Origin of the sequence: Limnomicrobium aquaticum, from assembly GCF_040545545.1 — a bacterium.
In the GTDB taxonomy this organism is placed as follows: Bacteria; Pseudomonadota; Alphaproteobacteria; order Rhizobiales; family Rhizobiaceae; genus Ensifer_A; species Ensifer_A aquaticum.
The window spans coordinates 279,389-305,033 of record NZ_JBEPMB010000001.1 but is presented as its reverse complement, the minus strand read 5'-3'; the positions used below and the strand labels follow the sequence as shown (position 1 = coordinate 305,033).

Sequence of the window (25,645 nt, the reverse complement as noted above, 5' to 3'; positions counted from 1 at the left end):
GGACATGGCGATGCATTTCTCGGAACGGGAATACACGCAGCGGATGGACCGGCTGACAGCGCAGATGCGCGAGGAAAAGCTTGATGCCATCCTGCTGTTCGCGCAGGAAAGCATGTACTGGCTGACCGGCTATGACACCTTCGGCTACTGCTTCTTCCAGACGCTCGTCGTGAAGTCGGATGGTTCCAAGGTTCTGTTGACCCGCTCGGCTGACCTGCGTCAGGCCCGCCACACCTCCAACATTTCCGACATTCGCATATGGGTCGACCGCGCCAATGCCGACCCCTCTGTTGATCTGAAGGACCTGCTGAACGAACTCGACCTTTTGGGTGCGCGCATCGGCGTCGAATATGACACCCACGGCATGACGGGCCGAACCGCTCATCTCGTCGACAGACAGTTGATGAACTTCTGCGAAATGATCGATGCCTCCGCATTGGTGGGCAAGCTGCGGCTTCTCAAGAGCGAGGCGGAAATCGCCTGCACGACGGAAGCCGCGCATCTCGCCGACCTCGCGCTTGACGAAGCAATCCGGCTGACGAAAGCCGGCGCAAACGAGGCGGATATTCTCGCGGCCATGCAAGGCGCGATCTTTGCCGGCGGCGGCGATTATCCCGCCAATGAATTCATCATCGGCTCCGGCGCCGACGCCCTTCTGTGCCGCTACAAGGCCGGCCGCCGCACACTCTCCGAACACGACCAGCTGACGCTGGAATGGGCAGGCGTTTCGGCCCACTATCACGCCGCCATGATGCGCACGATCGTCATCGGCGCGCCGGAACCGCGCCAGGTCGAGCTGTTCGAGGCCTGCCGCGAGGCCATCCAGGCGATCGAACTCGTGCTGCGGCCCGGCAATACGTTCGGGACGGTCTTCGACGTTCACGCCCGCATCATGGACGAGCGCGGCCTCGCCCGCCATCGGCTGAATGCCTGCGGCTATTCGCTCGGCGCCCGCTTCTCCCCGTCCTGGATGGAGCAGCAGATGTTCCATGCCGGCAACCCGCAGGAGATTGAACCCGGCATGACGCTCTTCGTTCACATGATCATCATGGATTCCGAGTCCGGTTTTGCCATGACGCTCGGTCAGACTTACCTGACGACGGAGGAGGCGCCGAAGGCCCTGTCGCGTCACCCGCTGACATTGCTCACGGCGTGAACGGTGCAGAACCCGGTATCCAGAATGTCGGAGCATTGACACGGTCTTGCCTGCAGCCGTTAATGCGGACGAAATCAAAGCATGTCGCGCAAAGGTGTGCAGCGGTTTTGCGATAACGACATGCAAAAAGACATAAAGCATGATTGCGAATCTGAAAGATCGCAACATGCGTTAGCCCTGAGACGACAGGAGGACGGAACAGGATGCGGCAGCTTTTCATGTCAGCGCTGACAGCTGCGGCCGTTTTCTGCCTATCAGCCTGCACGACCTCCGGTCTCATGACCCCGCCGGAGCCGGTCGGAGATCCCGGACCGAAGACGGCAACGGCAAAGCAGGGCGCGCCGCCGGCCCTCGACTCGCCCGACCAGACGAGCCTTGCCGCAGAGGAAAGCCGCAATATCGGCACGCAGCGGACCCAGTTTCCGCAGGACGCGACCACGGCGGGCAGCGATCCACAGGCCATGCCCCCCCAGCCAACCGGGCCCAGAAGCCCGATGCTCGGAAGCCCCGGCGGCGTTTCGGCAACGCAGAAATCGATCTATCAGGCCTCCGGCCAGCCGCAGGCTCCAGGCGTTCTCGGCACGCTGCCCGCTGACGGCTCGGCTGCGGGCGGTGGTTCCATCCGCTTCCTGCCCATCATCGGCGCGCCGATTGCTGCAGTGACACCGCTCTCGCGCGAACTCGCCACCAATGCGTCTGCACGCGGCATTTCCATCAAGCCGTCGTCCGACAACTCGGCCGAACACATGCTGAAGGGCTATTTCTCCGCCTTCGATGACGGCGGCGGAACGACGATCACCTATGTCTGGGACGTTCTCGACGCCTCCGGCGCGCGCCTCACCCGCCTTCAGGGTCAGGAAAAGCTCGCCGGCAAATCCGCCGACCCATGGGCCAATGTCCCGCCCAATGTCATGTCCAAGATCGCCTCGGACACGATCAACATGTACCTCTCCTGGAAATCATCCCGGCGCGGCTGATGTGGCCAAATCGCCCGCAATTCCGCCGATGTACGGGAAAACGTGACGAATCCGTGTTTCACCGCTTGCATTCATGACCCAGCGCGCTAAAACGCCGGCATTCAGCATCATCAGGGCGGACCAAAATGAAGGTTTTCGCAGGGAACTCGAACCGGCTTCTGGCCGAAGCGATCTGCAACTATCTTAAAGTTCCTATGGGAAAGGCCACGGTTCGCCGCTTTGCGGACCAGGAAATTTTCGTCGAACTTCAGGAAAACGTCCGCGGCGAAGACATCTTCGTTGTCCAGTCCACTTCCTTTCCGGCCAATGACCACCTGATGGAACTGTTGATCATGATCGACGCGTTCCGCCGTTCCTCCGCCCGCCGCATCACGGCCGTCCTTCCCTATTTCGGTTATGCCCGCCAGGACCGCCGCGCCTCGGGCCGCACGCCGATCTCGGCCAAGCTCGTCGCCAATCTGATCACCGAAGCCGGTGCAGACCGCGTGCTGACGCTCGACCTGCATGCCGGCCAGATCCAGGGTTTCTTCGACATCCCGACCGACAACCTGTTTGCCGCCCCCATCCTCGCCCGCGACATCAAGGACCACTATGACCTTGAAAACGTCATGGTCGTCTCGCCCGACGTCGGCGGCGTGGTGCGCGCCCGCGCGCTCGCCAAGCGTCTCGACTGTCTGCTGGCCATCGTCGACAAGCGCCGCGACCGTCCGGGCGAGTCGGAAGTCATGAACATCATCGGTGATGTCACCGGCAAGGATTGCATCCTGATCGATGACATCGTCGATTCCGGCGGCACGCTCTGCAACGCCGCAGAAGCGCTCCTGAAGAACGGTGCAACCAGCGTCACCGCCTATATCACGCACGGCGTTCTCTCCGGCGGTGCGGTGGCTCGCGTCAGTTCCTCCAAGCTCAAGGAACTCGTGATCACCGACACGATCCAGCCGACCACGGCGGTGCAGTCTGCGCACAATATCCGCGTGATTTCCTCGGCCCCCCTTCTCGGCGAAGCCATCAGCCGCACCAGCATGGAAGCCTCGGTCTCGAGCCTGTTTGACTGAACCGAACCTCATCCAAATACAAAAACGCCGTGCGCTCTGACAGAACGTACGGCGTTTTTATTTGAACCCTGCTGACAGCCCTTCAGCTGATGCTCAGCCGCTTGACCTTGCGATGCAGCGTGGCGCGGCTGATGCCCAGCGCTTCGGCCGTGCGCGACATATTGCCATTGTTGCGGCTGATCGCCCGGCGCAAGGCGGCACGCTCGGCCTCAAGCAGATCGGCCGAACGCGTCGGCTCGCCTTCGTTAAGCAGATCGGCCGCAGGAATGCCGGCCGCCAGCCGGCTTTCATCGAGGCCCAGAGCCTGCCGCGCGCCGCGGGTCGCACCCAGCACGATATCGTCGCGGTCGACGGCCAGAAGCGCGCCGTAGCCGCTGCCCACCATCACGATGCGTGCCATCGGGAAAGCACGGCGGAACAGATTGCCTTCGATCCTCAGTGCCGCATCGCGCACCGCATGCGACAGCATCGTCATCGTCAATTCGTTCGCATCATCGCGGCAGGTGGAGAAATCGAGCACGCCGGAAATGCGCGCCGTGTGGTCACGGATGGGTGCAGCCGTACAGCTCAGACCTGTGTTGGACGACAGGAAATGCTGATCGCGACTGACGGTGGCGGCACGCTGGTCGGCCAGCGCCGTGCCGATGCCGTTGGTTCCGACGCTCGCCTCGCTCCAGACGGTGCCGGACCAGAGGCCGACGCCGCGAAAATCCTTCTCGTCGCCCGCCGTGCCGCGCCGGTCGAGCACGACGCCGTTGCCATCCGTCAGCAGGAGCGCGTGACCGGAGCGACCGGCCATCATGAACAGGCGGTCGAGTTCGTCCCGTGCCTCCTCGACCATGACCTGCGACCGTTCGCTCGCGTCGCGAAATTCCTGGTCGGTGAGGCGCGCGGGCGAAAGCTTCTGGTCGGGGCTGAGCTTGTGTACGTTCATGCACCGAAGCCACGAGGCGGCAACCGGGGAGCTTGCAGCCTGTGAAGACTTGCGCGCCAGCGAATAAACCTTGTCTGCATGTTGGGTCATGATCAGCTCAGCTCCTCCCAAAGCTCCCTTTCGAATCCCACGCAGGTCACATGGCTCAAGCACATGTCACAGGATCCTGAAAGGTTCGTGCCGATGTCACGAATGAGGGTCAGGATGGCATGCCTGCCGGACAAATGCATCAGCACTTTCGTATATGACTTACGAAGTGTTTCAAGAATGCGCCACTTCGGCGCGCCACACATTGATCTTCATCAACTGGCCATAAAGAACGGCTCCCTGCCCGGCCTTGCAATCGATACCCCTTTGGAGTATGGAGCGCCGTCCGCCTAGACACCCTTGGAGGCAAGGCGGATGAGGCTTTTAGCGAATTCAGCAACAAGCTTCAGCTTCGCAGCGGTCAGAGATGGCCGGATGCGCGGCTCTCCGCAACGTTGAAAGGAAATACCATGAGCCACGCTTCGTACGAGCTCAAGGCCGAAAAGCGCGATCGGGCTGGTAAGGGGTCCTCCCGTGAACTGCGCCGCAACGGTCTTATCCCAGCAGTCATCTATGGCGACAAGCAGGCCCCGATTTCGATCGCTCTGTCGACCAATGAAGTCACGAAGAAGATCCACGCTGGCGGTTTCATGACCACCATTGCAACGATCGACGTCGACGGCGAAAAGATCTCGGTTCTCCCGAAGGATTACCAGCTCGACCCGGTCCGCGACTTCACGATGCATGTCGACTTCCTCCGCGTCTCGGGCAACACCCAGGTCACGGTTGCCGTTCCGGTTCACTTCATCAACCATGAGAAGTCCCCGGGCCTCAAGATCGGCGGCACGCTGAACGTCGTCCGTCACGAAGTTGAATTCCATTGCCCGGCCAACGCCATTCCGGAAGCCATCACGGCTGACCTGACCGGCTTCAAGATCGGCGAAGGCGTTCACATCTCGCACATCAAGCTTCCGGCAGGCGTGACCCCTGTCATCACCGACCGCGACTTCACGATCGCCACGATCGCGACCCCGGCCGGCGGTGTCCAGGAAGAAGCAGCCGAAGCCTGATCGAACAGCGATCCGATTTCGACAATTCAGTTACGTGCAAGGCCCGCTCTACAGAGATGTGAGCGGGCCTTGTTTTTTTCGCGCTTCGCAAAAACTCTCAAGCGATATTCAAAATCGGTTAAGGCTCGCGTGTAACATTGTCCGCCTTGTTGTCCCGGTTCCGCCTTCAGCCCAGGTGCCCATGCACACCCACTCCGTGGAAAAGCGATTTCTTCTGATCATCTGCGCGGCGGTGCTCATCTTCGTGATGCCGCTGTTCGGGCTTTTCTTCTATCTCTCCGCGGAACGAACCTTGAACGAGCGCATGGAGCGGTTCGATCTCACGATCTCGACCAATGCGCAGGCGCTGGGCAAGCCGCTCTGGGATTTCGACATCGACAGCGCCAGAAAGGTCGCGGCCGCCATTGCAGCCGGGAGCGAGATCGAGGCCGTTCACGTACGCGACAGCTCCGGCGCCATCACGATCAACATTCCGCAGACCGGCACCAAGCATCAGGTGGCGACGCGGCGCTTCTCGACGCCGATCAGCTACGCCTCCGTGGACGGCGACAAGCATGTCGGAACTCTGGAGATCGATGTCGATAACGGCGGCCTCATCTCGACGATCGGCCCCCGCGACGTGAGCTTCATGTTCATCTTCATCTTTGCGGTGACGATCGTCTTTCTGTCCGCGCTGATCGCCAACCGCGTCATCGTGATCCGCCCGCTCCTGCGCCTGATCGATGCGGTCATCCGTACGCGGCGCAGCGGCTACAGGCAGCGCGTGGACTGGCATTCTCGCGACGAGATGGGCCTGCTCGCTGAAAACTTCAATGAAATGCAAAGTGAGCTGGCGCATGAAGAAAGCGCCCTGAAGGCAGCCCATGCCATGGTGCAGGCGGTCTACAACAAGACCCCGGCCATGCTCTACATGGTCGATGCAGGCGGCCGCATCGCGGCCGTTTCCGACTATTGGATGCTCGCCACGGGCTATGGCAGGGAAGAAGTGACCGGGCGTCAATTTACCGATTTCCTCGCCCGCGGCCAGCGCGGAGGCGTCGGACAAGGAAAAACCGCCCCAGGACCCGGCGAGACTGTGGCTGGCACGGTGAAATTCCAGTGCGCCGATGGCCGGATCATAGACGTCCTCATCCGCGAAACTCCGATGGGCGAGGAGGATGGTCGCACAAGCGCGCTCTGCGTCATGACAGACGTGACCGAACTGAAGGAAGCCGAAACACGCAACCATCTGCAGGCCATCACGGACCATCTCACCGGCCTTCTCAACCGTCAGGGCTTCGAAGCTGCGCTCGACGGCAAAATCATCGAAGCCGACCGGCGCGGACACCAGCTGGCCTGCCTCTTCGTTGATCTCGACCGCTTCAAGTGGATCAATGACAATCTGGGCCACGCGGCCGGCGACGAGGTCTTGAGGGAAGTCGTCGCTCGTGCCACACCGCAGTTGCGCCCAACGGATGTCATCGCCCGCCTCGGAGGCGACGAATTCGCGATCCTCGTCTCCGCTCCCGAAGCGGAAACGGTCGCGCGCGCGATTGCCGATCGGATCAAGTCGATCTTCGTGTTACCCTTCACGCCTGAAGGCGCCAGCGTCACGCTCAGCGCCAGCATCGGCATCTCGCTCTATCCGCAGCACGCCAGTTGCGCCGCCGAACTCCTGCAGAAATCCGACCTCGCCATGTACGCGCGCAAACGCAATGGCAAGAACGGCACCGAAGTGTTTGCCGATTCCATGGCCGACAATGCGCGGGAACGGGCAGAGCTGGAGCGCTACATCAACGAGGCGCTCGAAAACGACTGGTTCGATGCCTGGCTGCAGCCGATCTGCGATCTCGCGACCGGACGCCCTACGAATTTCGAAGCCCTGATGCGCCTGCGCCATCCCGCGCACGGGATATTGCCCCCTGCCAAGATCATTGCCGTTGCCGAGGAGAACGGCAAGATCGAAGCCATCGGCAATGTCATCCTGAGAAAGGCCGTGGAATATCTCGCCCGCATCAGCACGATTCCGGGCTTCGAAGACGTCCGTATGTCGATCAACTTTTCGCCGCTGCAGCTGAATGCCGATCTCCTGGCGCGCATGTCGGACATCCTCATGAAATCGGGCATACAGCCTTCCCGCATCGTGCTGGAAATCACCGAAGCCGTCCTGATGCGCAACAACCCCGAGATCAACATGGTTCTGCGGGGCTTACGCGATTGCGGCATGTCGATTGCGCTTGACGACTTCGGGACGGGCTATTCGTCGCTCAGCTATCTGCACCGCTTTCCCGTCAACATCGTCAAGGTCGACCGCTCCTTCGTGGCCGCCCTTCATCCGGATAGCGCGATAGAACGGGACAAGGCCTACCTGCTGGTCCAGGGTATCAACACGATCGCGCAACACTTGAACTGCAAGGTGGTTGCCGAAGGGATAGAAACGACGAGCCAGAGGGAAATTCTGAAGGACATGGGAATCCAGTTCGGCCAGGGCTACCTCTTCTCCCGCCCGCTCAGCATCGACGACATCGAGCAGCTCTATAATCCGACCGGCGAACGCCTGACCGGACGCGCCTGACAGACATGGCGTTGATTCTCCCCTGCCTGACGCGCGCTGCCATGCGCCTCATGTTTGCGATGATCTTCGGAACCGGGATAGCCTCGGCGAGCGACATTCGCTTCGTGACCGAAACCTATCCTCCCTTCAACTACCTCGAAAATGGTGTGATCAAGGGTTCCTCGATGGAACAGGTCAGGCTGATCGCAGAAGGCACCGATATCAGCTACTCCGTCGAAATCATGCCCTGGGCGCGGGCCCTTGCAACGGCCGAACACGAACCCGACGTCTGCGTCTTCACAGCGGTGCACAATGCCGAACGTGACCAGAAATTCAAATGGATCGAACCGCTGCTAAAAAGCAGGACAATCCTGGTCCGGAAGGCCGGCTCGCAGGTTGCGCCCAGGACGCTTGAAGAGGCCAAGGCCTTCGTCATCGGAACGCAACGCGGCGATTTTACCCATGATCTCCTGCGCAACAACAATTTCCCCAAGATCGACCTGGCGACCGATCTCGTGCTCAGTCTCAAGAAGCTGATGAGCGGCCGGATCGACCTCGTTCCGATCTCGGAAAAATACTACGACAAGCTGAAACGCGATGGTGAACAGATCGAATCTGTGCTGACATTGGCCGAGGATACCTATTCCATCGCCTGCAATCGCGGGGTTCCAGATATCACGATTGCACACATGCAGGCGGTACTCGATAATCTGATTGCAGACGGCACGCAGCGGCGAATATTCGCTGCCTATGGCGTGATGGCGGAAGAAGGCAAGACGAACTGAAACATCCAACGATCAAGGCTGCATGAGGTCACGCATGACGAAACCTCGCCTGATAGGAAACGAAAGCCGTGTCTCACGCTTTCTCGCCTTTTTCTGCACGGCGGCATTGTGGTCCACAGCCCAGCTGCCGGCAAGGGCGGAACCCCTGCAATTGCTGACCGAGGCTTACCCGCCCTACAACTATCAGGAAGACGGTCTTATCAAGGGCATCGCCGTCGATCTCGTCAAGGCGGTGACGGCCGATGCCGGCATCGAATACGAAATGAAGATCCAGCCCTGGGCGCGTGCCTATGGACTGGCCCTAAACACGGCCGGCCACTGCGTCTTCTCCACCGTTCATACGCCGGAGCGGGACGCCCTGTTCGAATGGGTGGAACCGCTGTTCAGCACCGAACAATATCTCGTGCGCAAGACCGGCTCGAACGTCAATCCGGCCAACATCGAAGACGCCAAGCGCTATCTCGTGGGCACGCAACTCGGCGACTATACGGAAGGGATTCTGAAACAGGGGGGATTCTCCCGCGTGGACCTGACATCCGAAATCGACCTGACGATCAAGAAGCTCCTGGCCGGACGCATCGACCTTATGCCGATGGCAGCTTCCATGGTGACGGACCTTCAGAAGAAGGCTGTCCCCGTCGAGCCGGCCGTGATCTTCACGAGGAGTGTGGACTCGCTTGCCTGCAACAAGAAGACCGCACCGGAGACGCTCGCAAAAATGCGCGCCAGCCTGAAGAAGCTCATCGCGGATGGCACACAGGCGGGTATCTTCCAGCGCTATAAGTTCACTGAAGGCGGACTCCTTCCCACCTCGAAGCGCTAAAGGCTTGACTCGCGCCCGCCTTTCGCATTTCACAGCCCCATCTTTCTACGCGAAACCGGTTTCCACTTGTCCTGGAATTACTCTCTTTATTTTACGCAATTCCGGACGCGAAACCGGTTTCCACTTTGGCTGGAATTGCTCTAATACGCGGATCAAAGCCATGAAGATCATCGTCGGCCTCGGCAATCCCGGCCCGCAATATGCGGCAAACCGCCACAATATCGGTTTCATGGCCGTCGATGCGCTGCATCGCAAGCACCCATTCGGTCCTTGGTCGAGGAAGTTCAAGGCACAGATTGCCGAAGGCGAGATTGCCGGCGAAAAGGTCCTGCTGATGAAGCCGCAGACCTTCATGAACCTCTCGGGCGAAGCAGTCGGCGAGGCCATGCGCTTCTACAAGCTGGGGCCCGGCGACATCATCGCCATCCACGACGAACTCGACCTGCCGGCCGGCAAGGTGAAGCTCAAGGTCGGCGGTGGCCATGGCGGTCATAACGGCCTCAAGTCACTCGACGCCCATTGCGGCCGCGACTACAAACGCCTGCGCCTCGGCATCGGCCATCCGGGCTCCAAGGAACTCGTCCACAATCACGTGCTGGGCGATTTCGCCAAGGTCGACCAGGGCTGGCTCGACGAGCTGATGGACGACATCGCCGTCAATGCCGAACTCCTCTTCGACGGCGACGGCTCCAAGTTCATGAACAAGCTCGCCCCGCCTGCCCCGCCGAAGGGTGAGAAGAAAGACGAAGCAAGCGCGCCCAAGGCGCAACAGCCAAAGGGACAGTCACACGTCCATCGGGCCCGCAACCACAAGCCCGACCTGCCGGCGACGGGACCGATGGCCGACATGCTGAAGCGGATGTTCGGGAAGAAGGATTAGACCCGGCCTATTCCTCCGGCTCCGCCGTAAACATCAGCGGGAAACCGGCCTCCTTGGCGAGGTCCATCGCCTCCTTGACCTTCGTCTCGGCGATATCCTTCGTGTAGACTGCAACCACCGACGATCCCTTCATATGCGCGGTCAGCATGATCTTCTCCGCGGATGAGCCATCTGCGCGGAACACATATTTCAACACCATCACCACGAATTCGCGCGGCGTGTAATCGTCATTGAACAGCAGCACCTTGTAAAGCTTCGGCTTCTCGACCTTCGGCGTGGTCTTCACGCGCGGAGCAAGCACGACATCGTTCTCGGCCATGAGAAGGACTCCCTCAAGGAAGCGACGGGGATTTTCGGATGGTTGGCTCCGCGCAACATTGCCGGAACACGCTTATTGTGGCGATGAACATGCGAAAATGCAAGAAGGACAGCCGCTTCCCCGGCTACCTCTTGACCTTGAGGCATCGGATGCCCCATACGCTCGCTCAAACATTTAGACAGATAACGGGCTTCCATCATGGGCTTCAAATGCGGCATCGTCGGGCTTCCCAATGTGGGCAAGTCCACTCTCTTCAATGCACTGACCCGCACGGCGGCGGCGCAGGCGGCAAACTATCCGTTCTGCACGATCGAGCCGAACACCGGTGAAGTCGCCGTTCCCGATCCGCGCATGAAGCTTCTGGCGCAGGCCGGCAAGTCCAAGGAAATCATTCCGACGCGCATCTCCTTCGTCGACATCGCCGGCCTCGTGCGCGGCGCTTCGAAGGGCGAAGGCCTCGGCAACAAGTTCCTCGCCAATATCCGCGAAGTCGATGCCGTCGTCCACGTTCTGCGCTGCTTTGAAGATTCCGACATCACCCATGTCGAAGGCCGCATCGACCCGGTCGGTGACGCCGACACGATCGAAACGGAACTCATGCTCGCCGACCTCGAGAGCATCGAGCGCCGGCTGGAGCAGACCCGCAAGCGCGCCGCCAGCAAGGACAAGGAATCGCTCACTGTCCTGCCCGTCATGGAAGAGGTCGTGAAGCTGCTGCAGGACGGCAAGCCCGCCCGTCTGCTTCTGAAGACGCTGCCGCCTGAAGAGATCGCGATCCTCAAGGGTCTCAACCTGCTGACGTCACACCCGGTTCTCTACGTCTGCAACGTCGCCGAAGGCGATGCTGCGACCGGCAACAGCTTCACCGCGCAGGTGGAGAAGATGGCGAAGGATCAGGGCGCCGAATGCGTCATCATCTCCGCCGCCATCGAGGCGGAAGTGGCCCAGCTTCCCGATGAGGAGTCGCAGGAATTCCTCGCCGCACTCGGTCTTGAGGAAGCCGGTCTCGACCGCCTCATCCGCGCCGGCTATCACCTGCTCGACCTGATCACCTATTTCACCGTAGGCCCGAAGGAAACCCGCGCCTGGACGATCAAGCGCGGCACCAAGGCCCCGGCCGCCGCAGGCGTCATCCACTCGGACTTCGAGCGGGGCTTCATTCGCGCCCAGACGATCGCCTATGAGGACTATATCGCGCTCGGTGGCGAAGTCGGCGCCAAGGAAGCCGGCAAGGCCCGCGACGAAGGCAAGGAATATGTCGTGCAGGACGGCGACGTGCTGATGTTCAAGTTCAACACCTGAACGAGCCTGCCGAAAGTCTCGCATAAGCGATCCGGACTAGCGTGCCGCCAAAGGAGAATTCCATGGCGGCCGAACCCGTTCTTTCAATCTGCGTGCCTTCGCGCAACCGCCAGCTCTATTTCTGCCAGACGATTGACGCCCTGCTCCAAAGCGAGCGAACCGACATCGAGTTCGTCTTCGCGGACAATTCGGATGATCCATCGATCATGAACGCCTTCATGGCGGCAAGGTCGGCAGACCCGCGCATTGTGTATCTTGCATCTGGCGAGCGCATCTATTCCATGATGGACAACTGGGAACGCACCGTCGCCGCAGCGCGCGGACGTTATGTCACCGTGATCGGCGACGACGATTATGCCGATCCCGATCTCGCCGCCTTTCTCCTCAATCTGGAAGCACATGTCGGAGAAATCGACGCGCTGACCTGGAGCGGCTTCAATTACAACTGGCCTGTCGATGACGAACCGCCACGCCCGCTGCAACTGGACCTGAATGTCAAACTGACCCGCTTCGAAAAGCGCGACCTCATCGCCCGCGCCTTTCAATGGGAAGGTGCGTTGCATGTGCCGCTCTGCGGCAATTCCGTCTATCACGGCGCGATTTCCCGCAGGCTGCTCCTGCAGATCCGTGACAAATTCGGTGGCCGTTTTTTTGAATTTCCGGTCATCGACTATGAAAACGCCTTCAAGGTCGTTCTGAGCGGCCAGACCTTCTATCACGTCTCGCGCCCCTTCTCCGTTCCGGGCGTATGCCCCTTGAGCAATTCGGCCGCCACGAAAAGTGTTGCCGGCGAGGACGCCGCCATCATTCGCTTCAATCAGGATCTCGGCCGCGATATCAGTGACGATCCGCTTCTGGCGGATATGCCATTTCGCGCGGGCCATGGGGTCACAGCCACCATTTTCACGATCCAGCATTGGCTCTCCAGGAAATATAATTTCCCGCATACCGGCTATGAGAAGAACCTCCTGCGCGCCCTGGAGAGGAATTGCGAGAACTATCGCGACCTTGAGAGCTTCCATGCACTGGCGGAACGTTATCGGACGGCGCTCGCAAAATGGCATGACGGCCGATACCTGTCGCTTTTCAATCCGAAATTCACGGCACAGCCCCAGAACCGCGAGACCGCCGCTGCGGCCATCAACACAGGGATCGACAGCGAAGGTCACCTGCATTTTGCCGAAGATGCTGCCGGCGCAAGGTCGCCGAGTGAACTCTTCGCTGTTCTGAAAGGCCTCCTCGTTCCGGGAGCCGAGATTGAAATTGCACTCCCCTGAGCGCATAAATGCAACACTGGCCTTGAACTCGCACGGCTCTGTCGCCATTGTTCAACCTTGATCGGAATCGTCAAGGAATGAGCTGCATGGCGGATGAGACCCTCTATTACGAAGACTTCGAGGAAGGCCGCGCATTCGAGAGTGCCGAACGGACCGTTTCTGCCGAGGAAATCATTGCTTTCGCCGCGGAATTCGACCCGCAGCCCATGCATCTGGATGAAGCCGCCGGCAAGGCGAGCATTCTGGGTGGCCTCTCCGGCTCCGGCTGGCATATGAGCTCGATCGCCATGCGCCTGTTCTACGACAGCGTCGTTTCACGCACGGCGGGCGAAGGCGGCCCCGGCATCGATGTCATGGAATGGCGCAGGCCCCTCATTGCCGGCGACACGGTGCGTCTGACGATCAGGGTAAAGACCCGCAGGCCGCTTGCCTCCCGCCCCGGCATCGGCCTCGTCACGATGGAACACACGATGATGAACCAGAAGGGCGAGCGGATCATGCGCATGGAAGCCCCCGTTCTCATTCGCATGCGCAACCAGCATTCCGCGGAGGCAGACCAATGAGATTTGAAGACCTGTGGCCGCGCAACACGGCCTCCGAGATCGGCAGCTATCATTTCACACCTGAGAAGATCATCGAATTCGCCTCGAAATTCGACCCGCAATATTTCCATCTCGACGCCGAGCGCGCCAGGGAGTCCGTACTTGGCGGCCTCTGCGCCTCCGGCTGGCACATCTGCTCGGCCTGGATGGGGCTCAACGTCGCCTACATGTTCGGCGAGTTCAAGCGCATGGCGAAAGACGGCCATCAGCCGCCAAAGCTCGGCCCCGCGCTCGGCTTCCGCGACCTGCGCTGGCGCCTGCCCGTCTTTGCCGGCGACACCGTCACCTATTCGAACACGCTCACCCGCACGGTGAGAGCGCCGAACCATGCCGACCGGTTGCTGCACGATGTCACTTGCGAAGGCAGGAACCAGGATGGCAAGATCGTGGTGAGCTTCACGCCGACCGTCATCGAATTCATCTGAACCGATCCAGAATTGAGAGACAGCACCATGAGCGTCTACGGTTTCACCGCAAATGACATCAACGGCAAGGAACGCAAGCTTGAGGAATTCAGGGGCAAGGTCCTTCTGATCGTCAACACAGCCAGCGCCTGCGGTCTCACCCCGCAATATGCCGGCCTGCAATCGCTCTATGAGAGGTACAATGGCGAACTCGTCGTCCTAGGCTTTCCCTGCAACCAGTTCGGCGAACAGGAGAAGGGCGACAGTGAGGAGATCAAGAATTTCTGCGACCTGCGGTTCAACATCAAGTTCCCGCTGTTCGAGAAGATCGATGTGAACGGCGACGGCGCGCATCCGCTCTACAAGTACCTTGTCCACGAGAAGCCGGGTTTGCTCGGCACCGAGGCGATCAAGTGGAACTTCACCAAGTTCCTCATTGGCCGCGATGGCGAACCCGTTAAGCGCTATGCACCGACCACCACGCCCGAAGACATCGACGGCGACATCGCGGCCTTGGTCAAGGGCTAACGAGATGGCCGATTTCGCCGCACATGCCACCGGCGTCGAAGGCCTCCAGGCCGTCTCGGGACGAAGCGCACATTGCTTCCCCCGCCACACGCACGATGATTTCGGCGTCGGCCTCGTTGTCTCCGGCGGCCAGGTCTCCGCCTCTGGGCGAGGTCAGGTCGAGGCGGGGCCCGGCAATGTCATCACCGTCAATCCCGGCGAAGTTCATGATGGCGCCCCTGTTCGGGGTGAGCCGCGGCAGTGGCACATGTTCTATCTCACACCCAACCTGATCGATGAAATCGGCGAAGGGCTCAATGTCGGGAAAGCGACAGGGCTGGAGTTCCACCATCCTGTCATGGCGGATGACGAGGCGGCTCGCCGCTTTGCATCCGCATGGCGCATCATCGTGGCAAACGGCGGCACCGCCTCGCCCCGGATGGCGGTGGAGGAAACAATCCTGACCTGCCTTCATGGGCTTCTCGGGCCAGGACGCGATGGCCGGGATGCCGGCCTCTCGTCGGCCCGGATTGCGAGGCTCCGCGCCATGATCGATGACGATGTCTCACGCGAACATTCCCTGCAAAGCCTCGCCGCAGAAGCCGGGCTCAGCCGCTTTCAGACCGTGCGTGCCTTTTCCCGCGCGACCGGACTGACTCCGCACGCCTATCTTGTCGAGCGCCGCATCCAGACGGCCCGCCGCCTGATCCTAGCCGGCAACCCGCTGGCCGATGCCGCGGCGGCCGCCGGCTTCTGTGACCAGAGCCACATGACCCGTGTTTTCAGCAAGCGCTATGGCCTGACGCCTGCAGCAGCGCAAGGCGCGGCGCGCACTGCAATTTCGTCCAAGACCTGAAGCACGGGAAGACGTGACAAGAAGGCTCCAGAAACCGGAGCCGCTCATGTCACTCGAATTTTATCTGACCGCCCTCATCGTCGTCGCAACACCCGGCACCGGCGCGCTCTATACGATTGCCACCGGGCTCTCTGCCGGGCCGCGCCGCAGTATCATCGCCGCATTCGGCTGCACGCTTGGGATCGTTCCGCATATGGCAGCAGCTCTCACCGGTCTCGCTGCCGTCCTGCATGGCAGCCCGATGGCGTTCAATATCCTGAAGCTCCTCGGCGTCGCCTACCTCGCTTATATGGCCTATGGCCTGATCGTCTCGAAGCCCACAACATCCCCGATATCCGAGGCAGGCGGCGGCCACACAGGCACGAGCATCGTCACCAGGGCGATCCTGATCAACCTGCTCAATCCGAAGCTGTCGCTGTTCTTTCTGGCCTTCCTGCCGCAATTCATCGGCGCGACCGCTCCCGATGCTCTGGCCAGGATGATCGAGGCGAGCCTCACCTTCATGGCCATGACCTTCATCCTCTTCGGAATTTACGGACTATGCGCAGCAGGCATCAGGCAGCATGTGATCAACCATCCGCAAATCGCCACCTGGATCAACAGAACCTTCGGCCTCGCCTTCCTGGCAATGGCGACGAAGCTCGCAATGGCGCAACGATGATTATCTGAGTATCGGCAAACTCGCCCGCAGCGTTGCCGGCAATCCACTGAGCAGAATCTGGCGGAAGAAGCGCCAGCCGAAGCCAACAGTGAGCACGATGAGACCAATGGCGACGAGGATCCACATGATCAGGTTGCTTGTGGCAAGGCCGCCCAGCACGCCGGTATCCGTGCCGATCAATGCCGCGAAGGCATAACCAAGATAAATGAGGCCGGCTGTGACGAAGGCGCGGCGATCGAGCAACAGCCCGAGGATCATCATGAGAGCAACGACCACAACGACCAGCGCAGCACCCTGTGTCGTCTGCGGCTGCACACTGCCGAAGATGCCCTTGAGGATCGACGGCACTGCCACCAGATAGAGCCAGAAGGCAACGTCAGAGCGGGTGTAGAGCCGCTTCGGGTCGGTCAGGTCGAAGCGCATCGCAATCCCGACGAGTAGCACCCCGGCGATCAAGAAGAGCATCGTCGCATACTGTTCGAAATCGCCGTGATAGAGCGCGGACAGAACCAATACTGTTACGGTAACAACGCCGGCGATCAGCAACGCAGCCAGCGCCACGGGCACGCGGTAGCGCCAGTAGAAGACCGCCAGCGCCACGCATTCCGCCGCCGCAAGGGCCGCCACATGCAACGCACTGGCCGACACGGCACTGATCTCACCCGATATATAGCTGCGATCGAGACCAATGATCGTCCAGCCCGCAAAGAGCGCAAAGGCGATGGTCAGGGCGAAGGACGGCAGCGCCAGCCGCTGCCGGTAGACGAAGATTTCGGCGAGAACGATGACCGCGGCAACGGCCAGATAGATCGGCGCGAGACCGGCTATCCCGGTCAGCACCACGGCGATGCCGATCGTGATGAGTATGTCGTGATAGCCGCGGATGAAACGCGGGATTTCGCTATCTTCCTCGCGGTTCGGCTCATCCGCTGTGCCGCCGGGCGGCAGCGCCGCCCGTGCCTCCACGAACCGGGAAAGAGGCTCCACCTGGCCGGAGGAAATGATCCCGGCCTGAGCCGCCGCCGTCAGGCTTTCGCGCAATGTTTCAGCCATGCAGTCCCAAGCCTCCGGCAGCCTCATTCTCTGACATCAATGCCCGTCGAATTCGACCAGCGTGCGCACGTCAACGCCGAGCGCCTCAAGCTTCTTGCGACCGCCCAGAGCCGGCAGATCGATGATGAAGCAGGCAGCAACGATCTCGGCACCCATCTGCTTCAGAAGCTTCACGGCCCCTTCGGCGGTGCCTCCGGTCGCGATCAGGTCATCGACGAGGATCACCTTCTCACCCGGCTGCACGGCGTCGCGATGCATCTCCATCTCGTCCACGCCATACTCCAGGCTATAGGCGATGCGTACCGTGTCATGCGGCAGCTTGCCCTTCTTGCGGATCGGCACGAAGCCGGCCGAAAGCTGATGCGCGACCGCGCCGCCGATGATGAAGCCGCGCGCTTCCATGCCCGCAACCTTCTCGATCTTCGTGCCGGCAAAGGGATGCACCAGCTCGTCCACCGAGCGGCGGAAGGCGCGTGGATTGCCCAGCAGCGTCGTGATATCGCGGAACATGATCCCCGGCTTCGGATAGTCCGGAATGTTGCGGATGGCGGCGATGAGTTCTTCAGTCAGCGTCATGGATGGGATTCCTTTCGGCCTGTTTTGACAGCGCGTGATGAAGGTTGCAACGCGTATTTTCCAAGGTCGATGTTCAAACTATAATGACTTTCAAGCAGAACTCCCATGCCCACGGAACCTCGGGCCATTCCCGCAGACATAGATCCGACGCACAGCGATGCGGGCAAAGAGAATGCATTGCCTGTAGTGCCATGCGAAGCGCCCATGCCGGCACTCGAATTTGGTGAAACCGACTATCTGATCAGCATCTCGGCAACCTTCGACGAATGGGAAAGCTTGGAAGACGAAGACGCATTCAGCGAACTTTGACCATCCACGCCAAGCAACAAGAGAATTCGCCGCCTTCCTGAAATACGAAAGGCGGCCCTCTCGGACCGCCTCTCTCAATTCGACTGAGCTTTTAAGCCTCAGTGTTCCTTGTTCGCATAGACCGACTTCTTCGTGAGGTACACGAGACCGGCGAAGATGACGAGGAAGACCATGACCATGAAGCCGGTGCGCTTGCGTTCTTCGAGATGCGGCTCGGCGGCCCACATCATGAATTCGGCAACGTCGCGGGCATACTGGTCGAGCGTGGCAGGCGCGCCGTCGTCATAGGTGACCTGACCGTCGGAGAGCGGCGGAGGCATCTTCAGAGCCGTAGCGGCGGCAAAGTAGGGGTTGAAGTGCGTGCCTTCAGCCACCTGAATGCCTTCCGGCGCCTTCGTATATCCGGTCAGCAGCGAGTAGATGTAATCCGGCCCGCCTTCCTGATACTGCGTGAAGATGTCGAAGATGAAGGTCGGGAAGCCACGCTCGACGCCGCGCGCCTTGGCGAGCAGCGAGAAGTCGGGCGGAGCCGCCCCGCCATTGGCGGCAGCGGCTGCTTCCTCGTTCGCAAAGGGCGACGGGAAGTGATCCGACGGAACGCCCTTGCGGGTATACATTTCGCCGTCCCCGTTCGGTCCGTCCTGCACGTCATACTGTGCGGCGAAGGCCTTCACCTGCGCTTCGTTGTAGCCGAGTTCTTCCAGGCTGCGGAAGGACACAAGCTTCATCGAGTGACAGGCCGAGCAGACTTCCTTGTAAACCTTCAGGCCGCGCTGTAGCTGGGCCTTGTCATACTTGCCGAACGGGCCGGCGAAGGACCAGTCCTGGTTCTTCGGCTTGAGGACCGGGAAATGCCCGCCCTCGATGGCATGTTCGGTTGCGGCCTTCAGATCGTGCTCTTCGGCAGCAGACGCGACACTCACGAAACCGACGAGCGAGGCGGCGATGGCGATGCTTGCAACAAGCTTTTTCATGTATTTGTTCCTCTCCACCGCTCGCATCAGGCCTTGGCGCTCTTTTCGAGCACGGCTTCCGTGATCGAATTGGGCAACCGCCTCGGCGTCTCGATCAGGCCGAGAACCGGCATGATGACGAGGAAGAAGCCGAAATAGTAGAGCGTGCCGAACTGCGCCATCAGCGTGTAGGTATCGGTCGGCTGACGCGATCCCAGCCAGCCGAGCAGGATGCAGTCTGCCACGAAGAGCCAGAAGAACAGCTTGTACCAGGGACGATAGACGGCGGAGCGAACCTTCGACGTATCGAGCCAGGGCAGGAAGAACAGGATGATGATCGAACCGAACATCACCAGCACGCCGCCCAGCTTGGAGTCGATCGGACCGACGTTGAACGTGATCGCGCGCAGCATCGCGTAGAATGGCAGGTAATACCATTCCGGAACGATATGGGCCGGCGTCTTCAGCGCATTCGCCATCGTGTAATTGTCCGGATGACCCAGATAGTTCGGCATGTAGAAGACGAACCAGCTGTAGACCAGCAGGAAGATCACGACGCCGAGTGCGTCCTTCAGCGTCGCATAGGGCGTGAAGGGAACGGTGTCGGTCTTCGACTTGACTTCCACACCCGTCGGGTTCGTCTGGCCCGTCACATGCAGCGCCCAGACGTGCAGGATGACGACGCCAGCAATGACGAAGGGCAGAAGGTAGTGCAGCGAGAAGAAGCGGTTCAGCGTCGGCTGGCCGACGGCAAAGCCGCCGAGCAGGAACTGCTGGATCCACTCGCCGACCAGCGGGAAGGCCGAGAAGAAGCCGGTGATAACCGTCGCGCCCCAGAAGGACATCTGACCCCAGGGCAGAACATAGCCCATGAAGCCCGTGGCCATCATCAGGAGGTAGATGAGCACGCCGAGGATCCAGAGGATTTCGCGCGGCGCCTTGTAGGAGCCGTAGTAAAGACCACGGGCGATGTGCAGGTAAACGGCAATGAAGAAGAAGGAGGCGCCGTTGGCATGCAGGTAGCGCAGGAGCCAGCCATGGTTCACGTCGCGCATGATGCCTTCGACCGAGCCGAAGGCCAGATCGATATTGGCCACGTAATGCATCGCAAGCACGACGCCAGTCAGGATCTGAACCACCAGCATGACGGCGAGCATGGCGCCGAACGTGTAGGCATAGTTCAGGTTGCGCGGCACGGGATAGGCAATGAAGCTATCATAGACCATGCGCGGCAGCGGGAGACGGGAATCGACCCATTTCCCAAGACCGGTTGTCGGCTCGTAAGAAGAATGTCCACCACTCATTATCAGGTCCCCTCCCGTCAACCGATCTTGATGACGGTATCTTTTGTAAACGAGAAAATCGGCATCGCCAGGTTTTCCGGTGCAGGACCCTTACGAATACGGCCAGCCGTATCGTAGACCGAGCCATGGCAGGGACAGAACCAGCCGCCATATTCACCCGCCTGACCGAGCGGCACGCAGCCCAGATGCGTGCACGAGCCGATCATCACGATCCAATTTTCCTTGCCCTTGCCGGCAGAGCGGTCGGCACCGGTGGCCGGGGCGTCCGGCGGCAGGTTCTGGTTGCGCGCCTTCGGGTCTTTCAGCTCCTCCAGCTTGACCGCAGCGGCTTCCTGCACTTCCTTGTCCGTCCGGTTGCGGATGAAGACCGGCTTGCCGCGCCACTTGACCGTCAGCGACATGCCCGGCGTCAGTGCCTTCACGTCGACTTCGATGGAGGCCAGCGCCAGCGTGGAGGCGTCGGGCCGCATCTGGTCGATGAAGGGCCAGGCGACAGACACAGCGCCAACAGCGCCGGCCATGCCAGTGGCCAGATACAGAAAGTCGCGGCGAGTAGGCTCGCCCATGGTTTGGCTGTTCATGTCGTGGTCGCTCACGGCTTCATCATCCCCTACGCAAAAGATTGCGATACTCGTCCCATGATTCGATGCCTGCGGCAAACAAATGCCACAGATTCCCCTCGATCCGACCGAGGTTCTAAGCTTGATCAGACCTCATGTCCAGACGTGACGCTTGAGGGATGGCACAATGTCGCGGGAAAAGTGGCAGCTTTGAGCTTTGTCAAGTCGGGTCCGAATTCATTCGGCAGCGCGAGGACTTGGGCTTTCGGTTTTGTCAGTTTCGTCACCACCCAGGAAGCCTCCCGACTGGCGCGCCCACAACTGTGCATAGAGACCGCCGCGCTCGATCAGCGCGTGATGCGTTCCCTCTTCCACGACTGCCCCCTTGTCCATGACGACGAGCCTGTCGAGCGCCGCGATGGTCGACAGCCGATGCGCGATCGCCAGAACGGTCTTGCCCTTCATGAGCCGCGTCAGATTGTCCTGGATCGCAGCCTCGACTTCCGAATCGAGCGCAGAGGTCGCCTCGTCCAGAACGAGGATCGGCGCGTTCTTCAGCATGACGCGGGCAATGGCGATGCGCTGGCGCTGACCGCCCGAGAGCTTCACGCCACGCTCGCCGACATGCGCGTCGAAGCCCAAGCGGCCGCGCTGGTCCTTCAGCCCCTTGATGAAATCATGCGCCTCGGCCTCGTCCGCCGCAGCCACCAAATCGGCTTCCGAGGCGTTCCAGCGGCCGATCATGATATTGTCGCGGATGGAGCGATGCAGGAGCGCCGTATCCTGCGTCACCATGCCGATCCTGGATCGCAGCGACTCCTGCGTCACCGCGGCAATGTCCTGCCCACCGATGACAATGCGCCCGCCTTCCAGATCATAGAAGCGCAGCAGCAGATTGACGAGCGTCGTCTTGCCGGCGCCGGAGCGCCCGACAATGCCCACCTTCTCGCCCGGCCGGATGGTGAGCGACAGGTTGTCGATCACGCCGCCGCCCTTGCCGTAATGGAAGCGGATGTTTTCGAAGCGGATTTCAGGCTCCTTCGCAGCCAGCTCGACGGCATCCGGCCTGTCGAGAAGTTCGATGGGCTTGGAAATGAGTTCCGCCGAGTTCTGGATGGAGCCTAGGCTGCGCATGATGCCGTTGAGCTGCGTCATCAGACGGCCCAGCAGGAAATTGAGCCGAAGCACGAGACCCAGCGAGAAGGCGACGCCACCCGCCGAAATATGACCGGCGAGATAGAGGTCGACACAGAGCGCGCCGAAGGTCGAGATCATGATGCCGGAGAGCAGCGCCAGCGACGAGCGCACGCCGGTGATGAAACGGGCAAATCGGGTAACCGTCTTCTGGAACGTGTGGAAGCCCGACAGGATGAAGGCATCGTGGTCCTCCGAGCGGCCGAAGAGCTTCAGCGTCTGGATATTCGAATAGGCATCCACCACCCTACCATTGAGCATCGAACCGGCCTCCGCCGTATCGCGTGAATGGACACGAATGCGAGGCACGAAATAGCGCGCCAGCCCCGCAAATGCGACGATCCAGACTGCGACCAGCGCCGCCAGCCGCCAGTCGAGACGGGCCACCAGCGCCATGGTCGAGATGGTGTAGATGACGACGAACCAGGCGACCTGCAGGATCGAAGTGACGAAATCGCCCGTCGCCTGCCCCGCCGCCCAGACCTTGGTAACGATGCGGCCGGCGAAGTCGTTCTGGAAGAAGGCGAGCGGCTGGCGCGATACATGCAGATAGGACTGCCAGCGCACCATGTTGAAGAAGCCGACGACGATGGCCTGCTCCTCCACGAGGGCTCCGATCGCCGTAACAAGGAAGCGCACGACGAGTACGATGACGACCATCGCCGCCAGTTCATAACCATGCGCCGCAATCAGCCCGCTCCAGCCGGCATCCTTCGGAATGCTGGCGAAAATATCGATGAGCCGCCCGACGAACCAGAACAGCGCCGCCTCCAGCGCCCCGACCATCGCGCCCATGATCATCATCAGCAGGAACGGCCACTTCGCCTGCCCCACATAGAACCAGATGAACCCCCAGACATTCTCCGGCGGGGTGAGATCGTTCCGACGGTCAAACGGCGGGATCCAGCTCTCGAAAAGTTCGAATAGGCGCTTCAAGGATCGCTGCTTTCTTGTCTTAGGGTCCACGGGCGAGACCCTATGCGGTATCCGCGTCGATGTTTGTCAGGATGAGACTAGCATCATGCGGGAGGGATGGGGCGTTACAATTTGGTGAGGTGGCGGCCCGTCCTCTCCCCTAGTGGGAGAGGATAGTAAGCCCGTGCGAGCCGCAGGCGAGTGCTGGGCGCACTTGGTGAGGGGTTCGCATCATTGCATTCACCCCTCACCAAGCCTGCCTAGCCAATCGCCTTCGGCTCTTGGGGCAGGCTATCCTCTCCCACAAGGGGAGAGGACGGGCGGCCTACTCCGCCGCCTGCTCCACGTCTGCCGGCTCGCCATCCTCATCGGCCAGGAACCCGCCCGACTGCCGGGCCCAGAGGCTGGCGTAAAGCCCGCCCTGCGTCAGCAATTCGCCATGCGAGCCGGTCTCGGCAATCGCGCCCTGTTCGAGCACGACGAGCCGGTCCATTTCGGTCAGCGTCGAAAGCCGGTGGGCGATCGCGATCACCGTCTTGCCTTCCATGAGGGCGAAGAGGTTTTCCTGGATCGCGGCTTCCACTTCCGAGTCGAGCGCCGAGGTCGCTTCGTCGAGGATGAGCACGGGCGCATCCTTGAGGAAGACGCGGGCAATGGCGATACGCTGGCGTTGGCCGCCGGAGAGCTTGACGCCGCGCTCGCCGACCTGCGCTTCGAGGCCGCGACGGCCCTTCTGGTCTTCGAGCGTCTCGATGAACTCCCAGGCATTGGCACGCTTCGCCGCCGCAATGATATCCTCGTCCGATGCATCCGGCCGGCCATAGGCGATGTTGTCGCGAATGGAGCGATGCAAGAGCGAGGTATCCTGTGTCACGACGCCGATCTGCGAACGCAGCGAATCCTGCTCGAGCGTCGCAATATCCGTCCCGTCGAGCGTGATGCGCCCGGCCTCCAGATCGTAGAAACGCAGAAGCAGGTTCATCAGCGTCGTCTTGCCGGCACCGGAGCGGCCGACGAGACCGATCTTCTCGCCCGGCTGGATGGCCAGATCGAGATGCTCGATGACACCCTTGTTCTTGCCGTAGTGGAAGCGCGCGCCCTCGAAGCGGATTGCGCCCTTCGAGGCGGAGACGGCCTTGGCGCCATCTCGGTCCACCACGTCCACCTTCTTCGACAGCATCGCCATGCCGTCATAGACCGTGCCGACATTCTCGAACAGCGCCGAGACTTCCCACATGATCCATTGCGACATGCCGTTGATGCGCATGGTGAGCGACATGGAGACGGCAAGCGCGCCGATCGCCACTTCACCCGACTGCCAGAACCAGAGGCCAAGACCGCCGACGAGGAAGAGTGCCACCGCATTGTTGAAATAGACCAGCGAATGGTAGAGCGTCACGTAACGCATCTGTCCATGCACCGTTTCGAGGAAGACCTGCATCCCCTCCTTCGCGTAGGACTCTTCACGGCCCGCATGCGAGAACAGCTTGACGGTCGAGATATTCGTATAGCTATCCACGATCCGGCCCGTCATCATCGAGCGCGCGTCCGCCTGCGCTTCGGAAATCCTCCTCAGACGCGGGATGAAATAGACGAGCAGGCCGATATAGACGCAGAGCCAGAAGACGAGCGGCATGGCCAGCCGCCAGTCGGCAGCCGCCACGACCGCGAGCATCGAGATGAAGTAGACGACGACGTAGACGAGAACGTCGAGCACCTTCATCATCACTTCGCGCACGGCAAGCGAGGTCTGCATGACCTTGGTCGACACACGCCCCGCAAACTCGTTCGCAAAGAACGAAACGGTCTGCCGCAACAGATAGCGATGCATCTGCCAGCGCGCGATCATCGGGTAATTGCCGAGCAGGACCTGATGCATGACCGTGGACTGGGCCAATACGATCAACGGCAGGCCGATGAGGACGAAGCCGCCCATGAAGGCGAGCCGCAAGCCCTCGTCGCGAAGGAAGGTCTCGCGGTTGGCGTGCGTCAGCCAGTCAACGATATTGCCGAGGAAGCTGAACAGCATGACTTCCCCGACCGAGATCATCGCGGTCAGGACGGCCATCAGCACGAGCCAGCCGATGACACCCTTCGAATAATGCAGGCAGAAGGCCAGGAAGCGCGCCGGCGGCGTTTGCGGAACCTCCGGCGGGAACGGATTGATGCGTTTTTCAAACCAGCCGAACATGGCGGTTCTCTCCTCTTGGGCCCGACTTCAGATGCGGGCAAACTATTGAAACAGGGAATCCGGACGATGACAGGAATAGCTCGGCGCGAAGGTCCGAACGCAAATTTCCGAAATTGAACTGGAAATTCAAAAACCCGTCAGGACAGCCGGATGTCGGCCCAGATATGGACAAGAAGGCGAATGCGCCAGACCGGAATGTGATCCATCAATGCCTCCTCCTTGATCGGGTTGAAAGTGGTGACGAACATAACCGCGTTCAACCCGCTTGACCACCCCGAAAAATGAATAGAAGGCATTGCTGACAATCTGTGGCAGCATCGCCACAGATATTGGAAAGCATCTACAAAACCGTTTGTATTCAACGCCCTGCCCGGCCTAATGGAATCAGGTTTTGAAGCCGTTGAATCATCGTTTGAAGA

25 protein-coding genes are annotated in these 25,645 nt (G+C 60.6%); 16 read left to right on the top strand and 9 right to left on the bottom strand.

Features of this window, described 5'->3' with window-relative positions; translation table 11 throughout:
• Positions 1-4 precede the first annotated feature (4 nt).
• The 3 genes from ABID16_RS01500 (at position 5) to ABID16_RS01490 (ending at position 3,191) form a co-directional block, all read left to right on the top strand.
• Complete coding sequence (locus tag ABID16_RS01500; protein ID WP_354554576.1) at positions 5-1,156, top strand: M24 family metallopeptidase; 1,152 nt, start codon at positions 5-7, stop codon at positions 1,154-1,156.
• 203 nt (positions 1,157-1,359) lie between these two features.
• Positions 1,360-2,133, top strand: a complete 774-nt coding sequence (locus tag ABID16_RS01495) for a hypothetical protein (protein ID WP_354554573.1) — start codon at positions 1,360-1,362, stop codon at positions 2,131-2,133.
• Positions 2,134-2,258: 125 nt separating this feature from the next.
• A complete protein-coding gene (locus ABID16_RS01490; RefSeq protein ID WP_354554570.1) occupies positions 2,259-3,191 on the top strand; it encodes a ribose-phosphate pyrophosphokinase in 933 nt (310 codons plus the stop codon).
• Positions 3,192-3,273: 82 nt separating this feature from the next.
• On the opposite strand, the gene ABID16_RS01485 is transcribed toward ABID16_RS01490, so the two are convergent.
• On the bottom strand, positions 3,274-4,215 hold the full coding sequence (locus ABID16_RS01485) for a helix-turn-helix domain-containing protein (protein ID WP_354554567.1): 942 nt from the start codon (positions 4,213-4,215) through the stop codon (positions 3,274-3,276).
• A gap of 407 nt (positions 4,216-4,622) precedes the next feature.
• On the opposite strand from ABID16_RS01485, the gene ABID16_RS01480 reads away from it, so the two are divergent.
• The 5 genes from ABID16_RS01480 (at position 4,623) to pth (ending at position 10,243) form a co-directional block, all read left to right on the top strand.
• Positions 4,623-5,222, top strand: coding sequence for a 50S ribosomal protein L25/general stress protein Ctc (locus tag ABID16_RS01480; RefSeq protein ID WP_354554565.1), 600 nt, complete (start codon positions 4,623-4,625; stop codon positions 5,220-5,222).
• Between the two features lie 181 nt (positions 5,223-5,403).
• On the top strand, positions 5,404-7,776 hold the full coding sequence (locus tag ABID16_RS01475; RefSeq protein ID WP_354554563.1) for a putative bifunctional diguanylate cyclase/phosphodiesterase: 2,373 nt from the start codon (positions 5,404-5,406) through the stop codon (positions 7,774-7,776).
• A gap of 5 nt (positions 7,777-7,781) precedes the next feature.
• On the top strand, positions 7,782-8,540 hold the full coding sequence (locus tag ABID16_RS01470; protein WP_354554561.1) for a substrate-binding periplasmic protein: 759 nt from the start codon (positions 7,782-7,784) through the stop codon (positions 8,538-8,540).
• Positions 8,541-8,574: 34 nt separating this feature from the next.
• Positions 8,575-9,363: a substrate-binding periplasmic protein gene (locus tag ABID16_RS01465; RefSeq protein ID WP_354554558.1), complete on the top strand. Its 789-nt coding sequence runs from the start codon at positions 8,575-8,577 to the stop codon at positions 9,361-9,363.
• A 160-nt stretch (positions 9,364-9,523) separates the two neighbouring features.
• Positions 9,524-10,243, top strand: coding sequence for an aminoacyl-tRNA hydrolase (gene pth / locus ABID16_RS01460; RefSeq protein ID WP_354554556.1), 720 nt, complete (start codon positions 9,524-9,526; stop codon positions 10,241-10,243).
• A 7-nt stretch (positions 10,244-10,250) separates the two neighbouring features.
• Here the strand turns inward: pth and ABID16_RS01455 are convergent, their stop codons facing one another.
• Positions 10,251-10,562 (bottom strand): ATP-dependent Clp protease adaptor ClpS, encoded by a 312-nt coding sequence (locus ABID16_RS01455; protein WP_354554553.1) that lies wholly within the window; start codon positions 10,560-10,562, stop codon positions 10,251-10,253.
• A gap of 198 nt (positions 10,563-10,760) precedes the next feature.
• On the opposite strand from ABID16_RS01455, the gene ychF reads away from it, so the two are divergent.
• From ychF to ABID16_RS01420, 7 genes are all read left to right on the top strand, one after another.
• Positions 10,761-11,864: a redox-regulated ATPase YchF gene (gene ychF, locus ABID16_RS01450; RefSeq protein WP_354554551.1), complete on the top strand. Its 1,104-nt coding sequence runs from the start codon at positions 10,761-10,763 to the stop codon at positions 11,862-11,864.
• Positions 11,865-11,926: 62 nt separating this feature from the next.
• The gene (locus ABID16_RS01445; protein WP_354554548.1) at positions 11,927-13,141 is read left to right on the top strand and encodes a glycosyltransferase family 2 protein; all 1,215 of its coding nucleotides are present in this window, start codon (positions 11,927-11,929) and stop codon (positions 13,139-13,141) included.
• An 86-nt stretch (positions 13,142-13,227) separates the two neighbouring features.
• Complete coding sequence (locus ABID16_RS01440) at positions 13,228-13,704, top strand: MaoC family dehydratase (protein ID WP_354554546.1); 477 nt, start codon at positions 13,228-13,230, stop codon at positions 13,702-13,704.
• Positions 13,701-14,168 (top strand): MaoC/PaaZ C-terminal domain-containing protein, encoded by a 468-nt coding sequence (locus ABID16_RS01435; RefSeq protein ID WP_354554544.1) that lies wholly within the window; start codon positions 13,701-13,703, stop codon positions 14,166-14,168. Before ABID16_RS01440 ends, ABID16_RS01435 begins: the two co-directional genes overlap by 4 nt.
• 27 nt (positions 14,169-14,195) lie before the next feature.
• Positions 14,196-14,675: a glutathione peroxidase gene (locus ABID16_RS01430; protein WP_354554542.1), complete on the top strand. Its 480-nt coding sequence runs from the start codon at positions 14,196-14,198 to the stop codon at positions 14,673-14,675.
• A 4-nt stretch (positions 14,676-14,679) separates the two neighbouring features.
• Entirely contained in the window at positions 14,680-15,510 is an 831-nt protein-coding gene (locus ABID16_RS01425; protein ID WP_354554540.1) for an AraC family transcriptional regulator, read from the top strand.
• Positions 15,511-15,556: 46 nt separating this feature from the next.
• Entirely contained in the window at positions 15,557-16,171 is a 615-nt protein-coding gene (locus tag ABID16_RS01420; RefSeq protein ID WP_354554538.1) for a LysE family translocator, read from the top strand.
• On the opposite strand, the gene ABID16_RS01415 is transcribed toward ABID16_RS01420, so the two are convergent.
• The gene (locus tag ABID16_RS01415) at positions 16,172-17,224 is read right to left on the bottom strand and encodes a hypothetical protein (protein WP_354554535.1); all 1,053 of its coding nucleotides are present in this window, start codon (positions 17,222-17,224) and stop codon (positions 16,172-16,174) included.
• 36 nt (positions 17,225-17,260) lie between these two features.
• Positions 17,261-17,800, bottom strand: a complete 540-nt coding sequence (locus ABID16_RS01410) for an adenine phosphoribosyltransferase (protein ID WP_112626438.1) — start codon at positions 17,798-17,800, stop codon at positions 17,261-17,263.
• A 105-nt stretch (positions 17,801-17,905) separates the two neighbouring features.
• Between ABID16_RS01410 and ABID16_RS01405 the strand changes: the two genes are divergently transcribed.
• The gene (locus ABID16_RS01405) at positions 17,906-18,109 is read left to right on the top strand and encodes a hypothetical protein (RefSeq protein WP_354554532.1); all 204 of its coding nucleotides are present in this window, start codon (positions 17,906-17,908) and stop codon (positions 18,107-18,109) included.
• A 98-nt stretch (positions 18,110-18,207) separates the two neighbouring features.
• Here the strand turns inward: ABID16_RS01405 and ABID16_RS01400 are convergent, their stop codons facing one another.
• From ABID16_RS01400 to ABID16_RS01380, 5 genes are all read right to left on the bottom strand, one after another.
• Positions 18,208-19,083 carry a cytochrome c1 gene (locus ABID16_RS01400; RefSeq protein ID WP_354554529.1) on the bottom strand — a complete coding sequence of 292 codons (876 nt, stop codon included), beginning with the start codon at positions 19,081-19,083 and terminating at the stop codon, positions 18,208-18,210.
• Positions 19,084-19,109: 26 nt separating this feature from the next.
• Positions 19,110-20,366 (bottom strand): cytochrome b, encoded by a 1,257-nt coding sequence (locus tag ABID16_RS01395; protein WP_354554527.1) that lies wholly within the window; start codon positions 20,364-20,366, stop codon positions 19,110-19,112.
• Positions 20,367-20,383: 17 nt separating this feature from the next.
• On the bottom strand, positions 20,384-20,947 hold the full coding sequence (gene petA / locus ABID16_RS01390) for a ubiquinol-cytochrome c reductase iron-sulfur subunit (protein ID WP_435532376.1): 564 nt from the start codon (positions 20,945-20,947) through the stop codon (positions 20,384-20,386).
• Positions 20,948-21,163: 216 nt separating this feature from the next.
• A complete protein-coding gene (locus tag ABID16_RS01385) occupies positions 21,164-23,056 on the bottom strand; it encodes an ABC transporter ATP-binding protein (protein ID WP_354554523.1) in 1,893 nt (630 codons plus the stop codon).
• A 304-nt stretch (positions 23,057-23,360) separates the two neighbouring features.
• Complete coding sequence (locus tag ABID16_RS01380) at positions 23,361-25,226, bottom strand: ABC transporter ATP-binding protein (protein ID WP_354554521.1); 1,866 nt, start codon at positions 25,224-25,226, stop codon at positions 23,361-23,363.
• Positions 25,227-25,645 lie beyond the last annotated feature (419 nt).

Bases quoted from the DNA above. Each gene is read 5' to 3' on its own strand.
- ABID16_RS01410 (WP_112626438.1), bottom strand. From the start codon at position 17,800: ATGACGCTGACTGAAGAACTCATCGCCGCCATCCGCAACATTCCGGAC.
- ABID16_RS01400 (WP_354554529.1), bottom strand. From the start codon at position 19,083: ATGAAAAAGCTTGTTGCAAGCATCGCCATCGCCGCCTCGCTCGTCGGT.
- ABID16_RS01405 (WP_354554532.1), top strand. From the start codon at position 17,906: ATGCCCACGGAACCTCGGGCCATTCCCGCAGACATAGATCCGACGCAC.
- ychF (WP_354554551.1), top strand. From the start codon at position 10,761: ATGGGCTTCAAATGCGGCATCGTCGGGCTTCCCAATGTGGGCAAGTCC.
- ABID16_RS01420 (WP_354554538.1), top strand. From the start codon at position 15,557: ATGTCACTCGAATTTTATCTGACCGCCCTCATCGTCGTCGCAACACCC.
- petA (WP_435532376.1), bottom strand. From the start codon at position 20,947: ATGAACAGCCAAACCATGGGCGAGCCTACTCGCCGCGACTTTCTGTAT.
- ABID16_RS01475 (WP_354554563.1), top strand. From the start codon at position 5,404: ATGCACACCCACTCCGTGGAAAAGCGATTTCTTCTGATCATCTGCGCG.
- ABID16_RS01470 (WP_354554561.1), top strand. From the start codon at position 7,782: ATGGCGTTGATTCTCCCCTGCCTGACGCGCGCTGCCATGCGCCTCATG.
- ABID16_RS01495 (WP_354554573.1), top strand. From the start codon at position 1,360: ATGCGGCAGCTTTTCATGTCAGCGCTGACAGCTGCGGCCGTTTTCTGC.
- ABID16_RS01465 (WP_354554558.1), top strand. From the start codon at position 8,575: ATGACGAAACCTCGCCTGATAGGAAACGAAAGCCGTGTCTCACGCTTT.
- ABID16_RS01490 (WP_354554570.1), top strand. From the start codon at position 2,259: ATGAAGGTTTTCGCAGGGAACTCGAACCGGCTTCTGGCCGAAGCGATC.
- pth (WP_354554556.1), top strand. From the start codon at position 9,524: ATGAAGATCATCGTCGGCCTCGGCAATCCCGGCCCGCAATATGCGGCA.
- ABID16_RS01480 (WP_354554565.1), top strand. From the start codon at position 4,623: ATGAGCCACGCTTCGTACGAGCTCAAGGCCGAAAAGCGCGATCGGGCT.
- ABID16_RS01485 (WP_354554567.1), bottom strand. From the start codon at position 4,215: ATGACCCAACATGCAGACAAGGTTTATTCGCTGGCGCGCAAGTCTTCA.
- ABID16_RS01415 (WP_354554535.1), bottom strand. From the start codon at position 17,224: ATGGCTGAAACATTGCGCGAAAGCCTGACGGCGGCGGCTCAGGCCGGG.
- ABID16_RS01380 (WP_354554521.1), bottom strand. From the start codon at position 25,226: ATGTTCGGCTGGTTTGAAAAACGCATCAATCCGTTCCCGCCGGAGGTT.
- ABID16_RS01500 (WP_354554576.1), top strand. From the start codon at position 5: ATGGCGATGCATTTCTCGGAACGGGAATACACGCAGCGGATGGACCGG.
- ABID16_RS01430 (WP_354554542.1), top strand. From the start codon at position 14,196: ATGAGCGTCTACGGTTTCACCGCAAATGACATCAACGGCAAGGAACGC.
- ABID16_RS01435 (WP_354554544.1), top strand. From the start codon at position 13,701: ATGAGATTTGAAGACCTGTGGCCGCGCAACACGGCCTCCGAGATCGGC.
- ABID16_RS01425 (WP_354554540.1), top strand. From the start codon at position 14,680: ATGGCCGATTTCGCCGCACATGCCACCGGCGTCGAAGGCCTCCAGGCC.
- ABID16_RS01395 (WP_354554527.1), bottom strand. From the start codon at position 20,366: ATGAGTGGTGGACATTCTTCTTACGAGCCGACAACCGGTCTTGGGAAA.
- ABID16_RS01455 (WP_354554553.1), bottom strand. From the start codon at position 10,562: ATGGCCGAGAACGATGTCGTGCTTGCTCCGCGCGTGAAGACCACGCCG.
- ABID16_RS01445 (WP_354554548.1), top strand. From the start codon at position 11,927: ATGGCGGCCGAACCCGTTCTTTCAATCTGCGTGCCTTCGCGCAACCGC.
- ABID16_RS01440 (WP_354554546.1), top strand. From the start codon at position 13,228: ATGGCGGATGAGACCCTCTATTACGAAGACTTCGAGGAAGGCCGCGCA.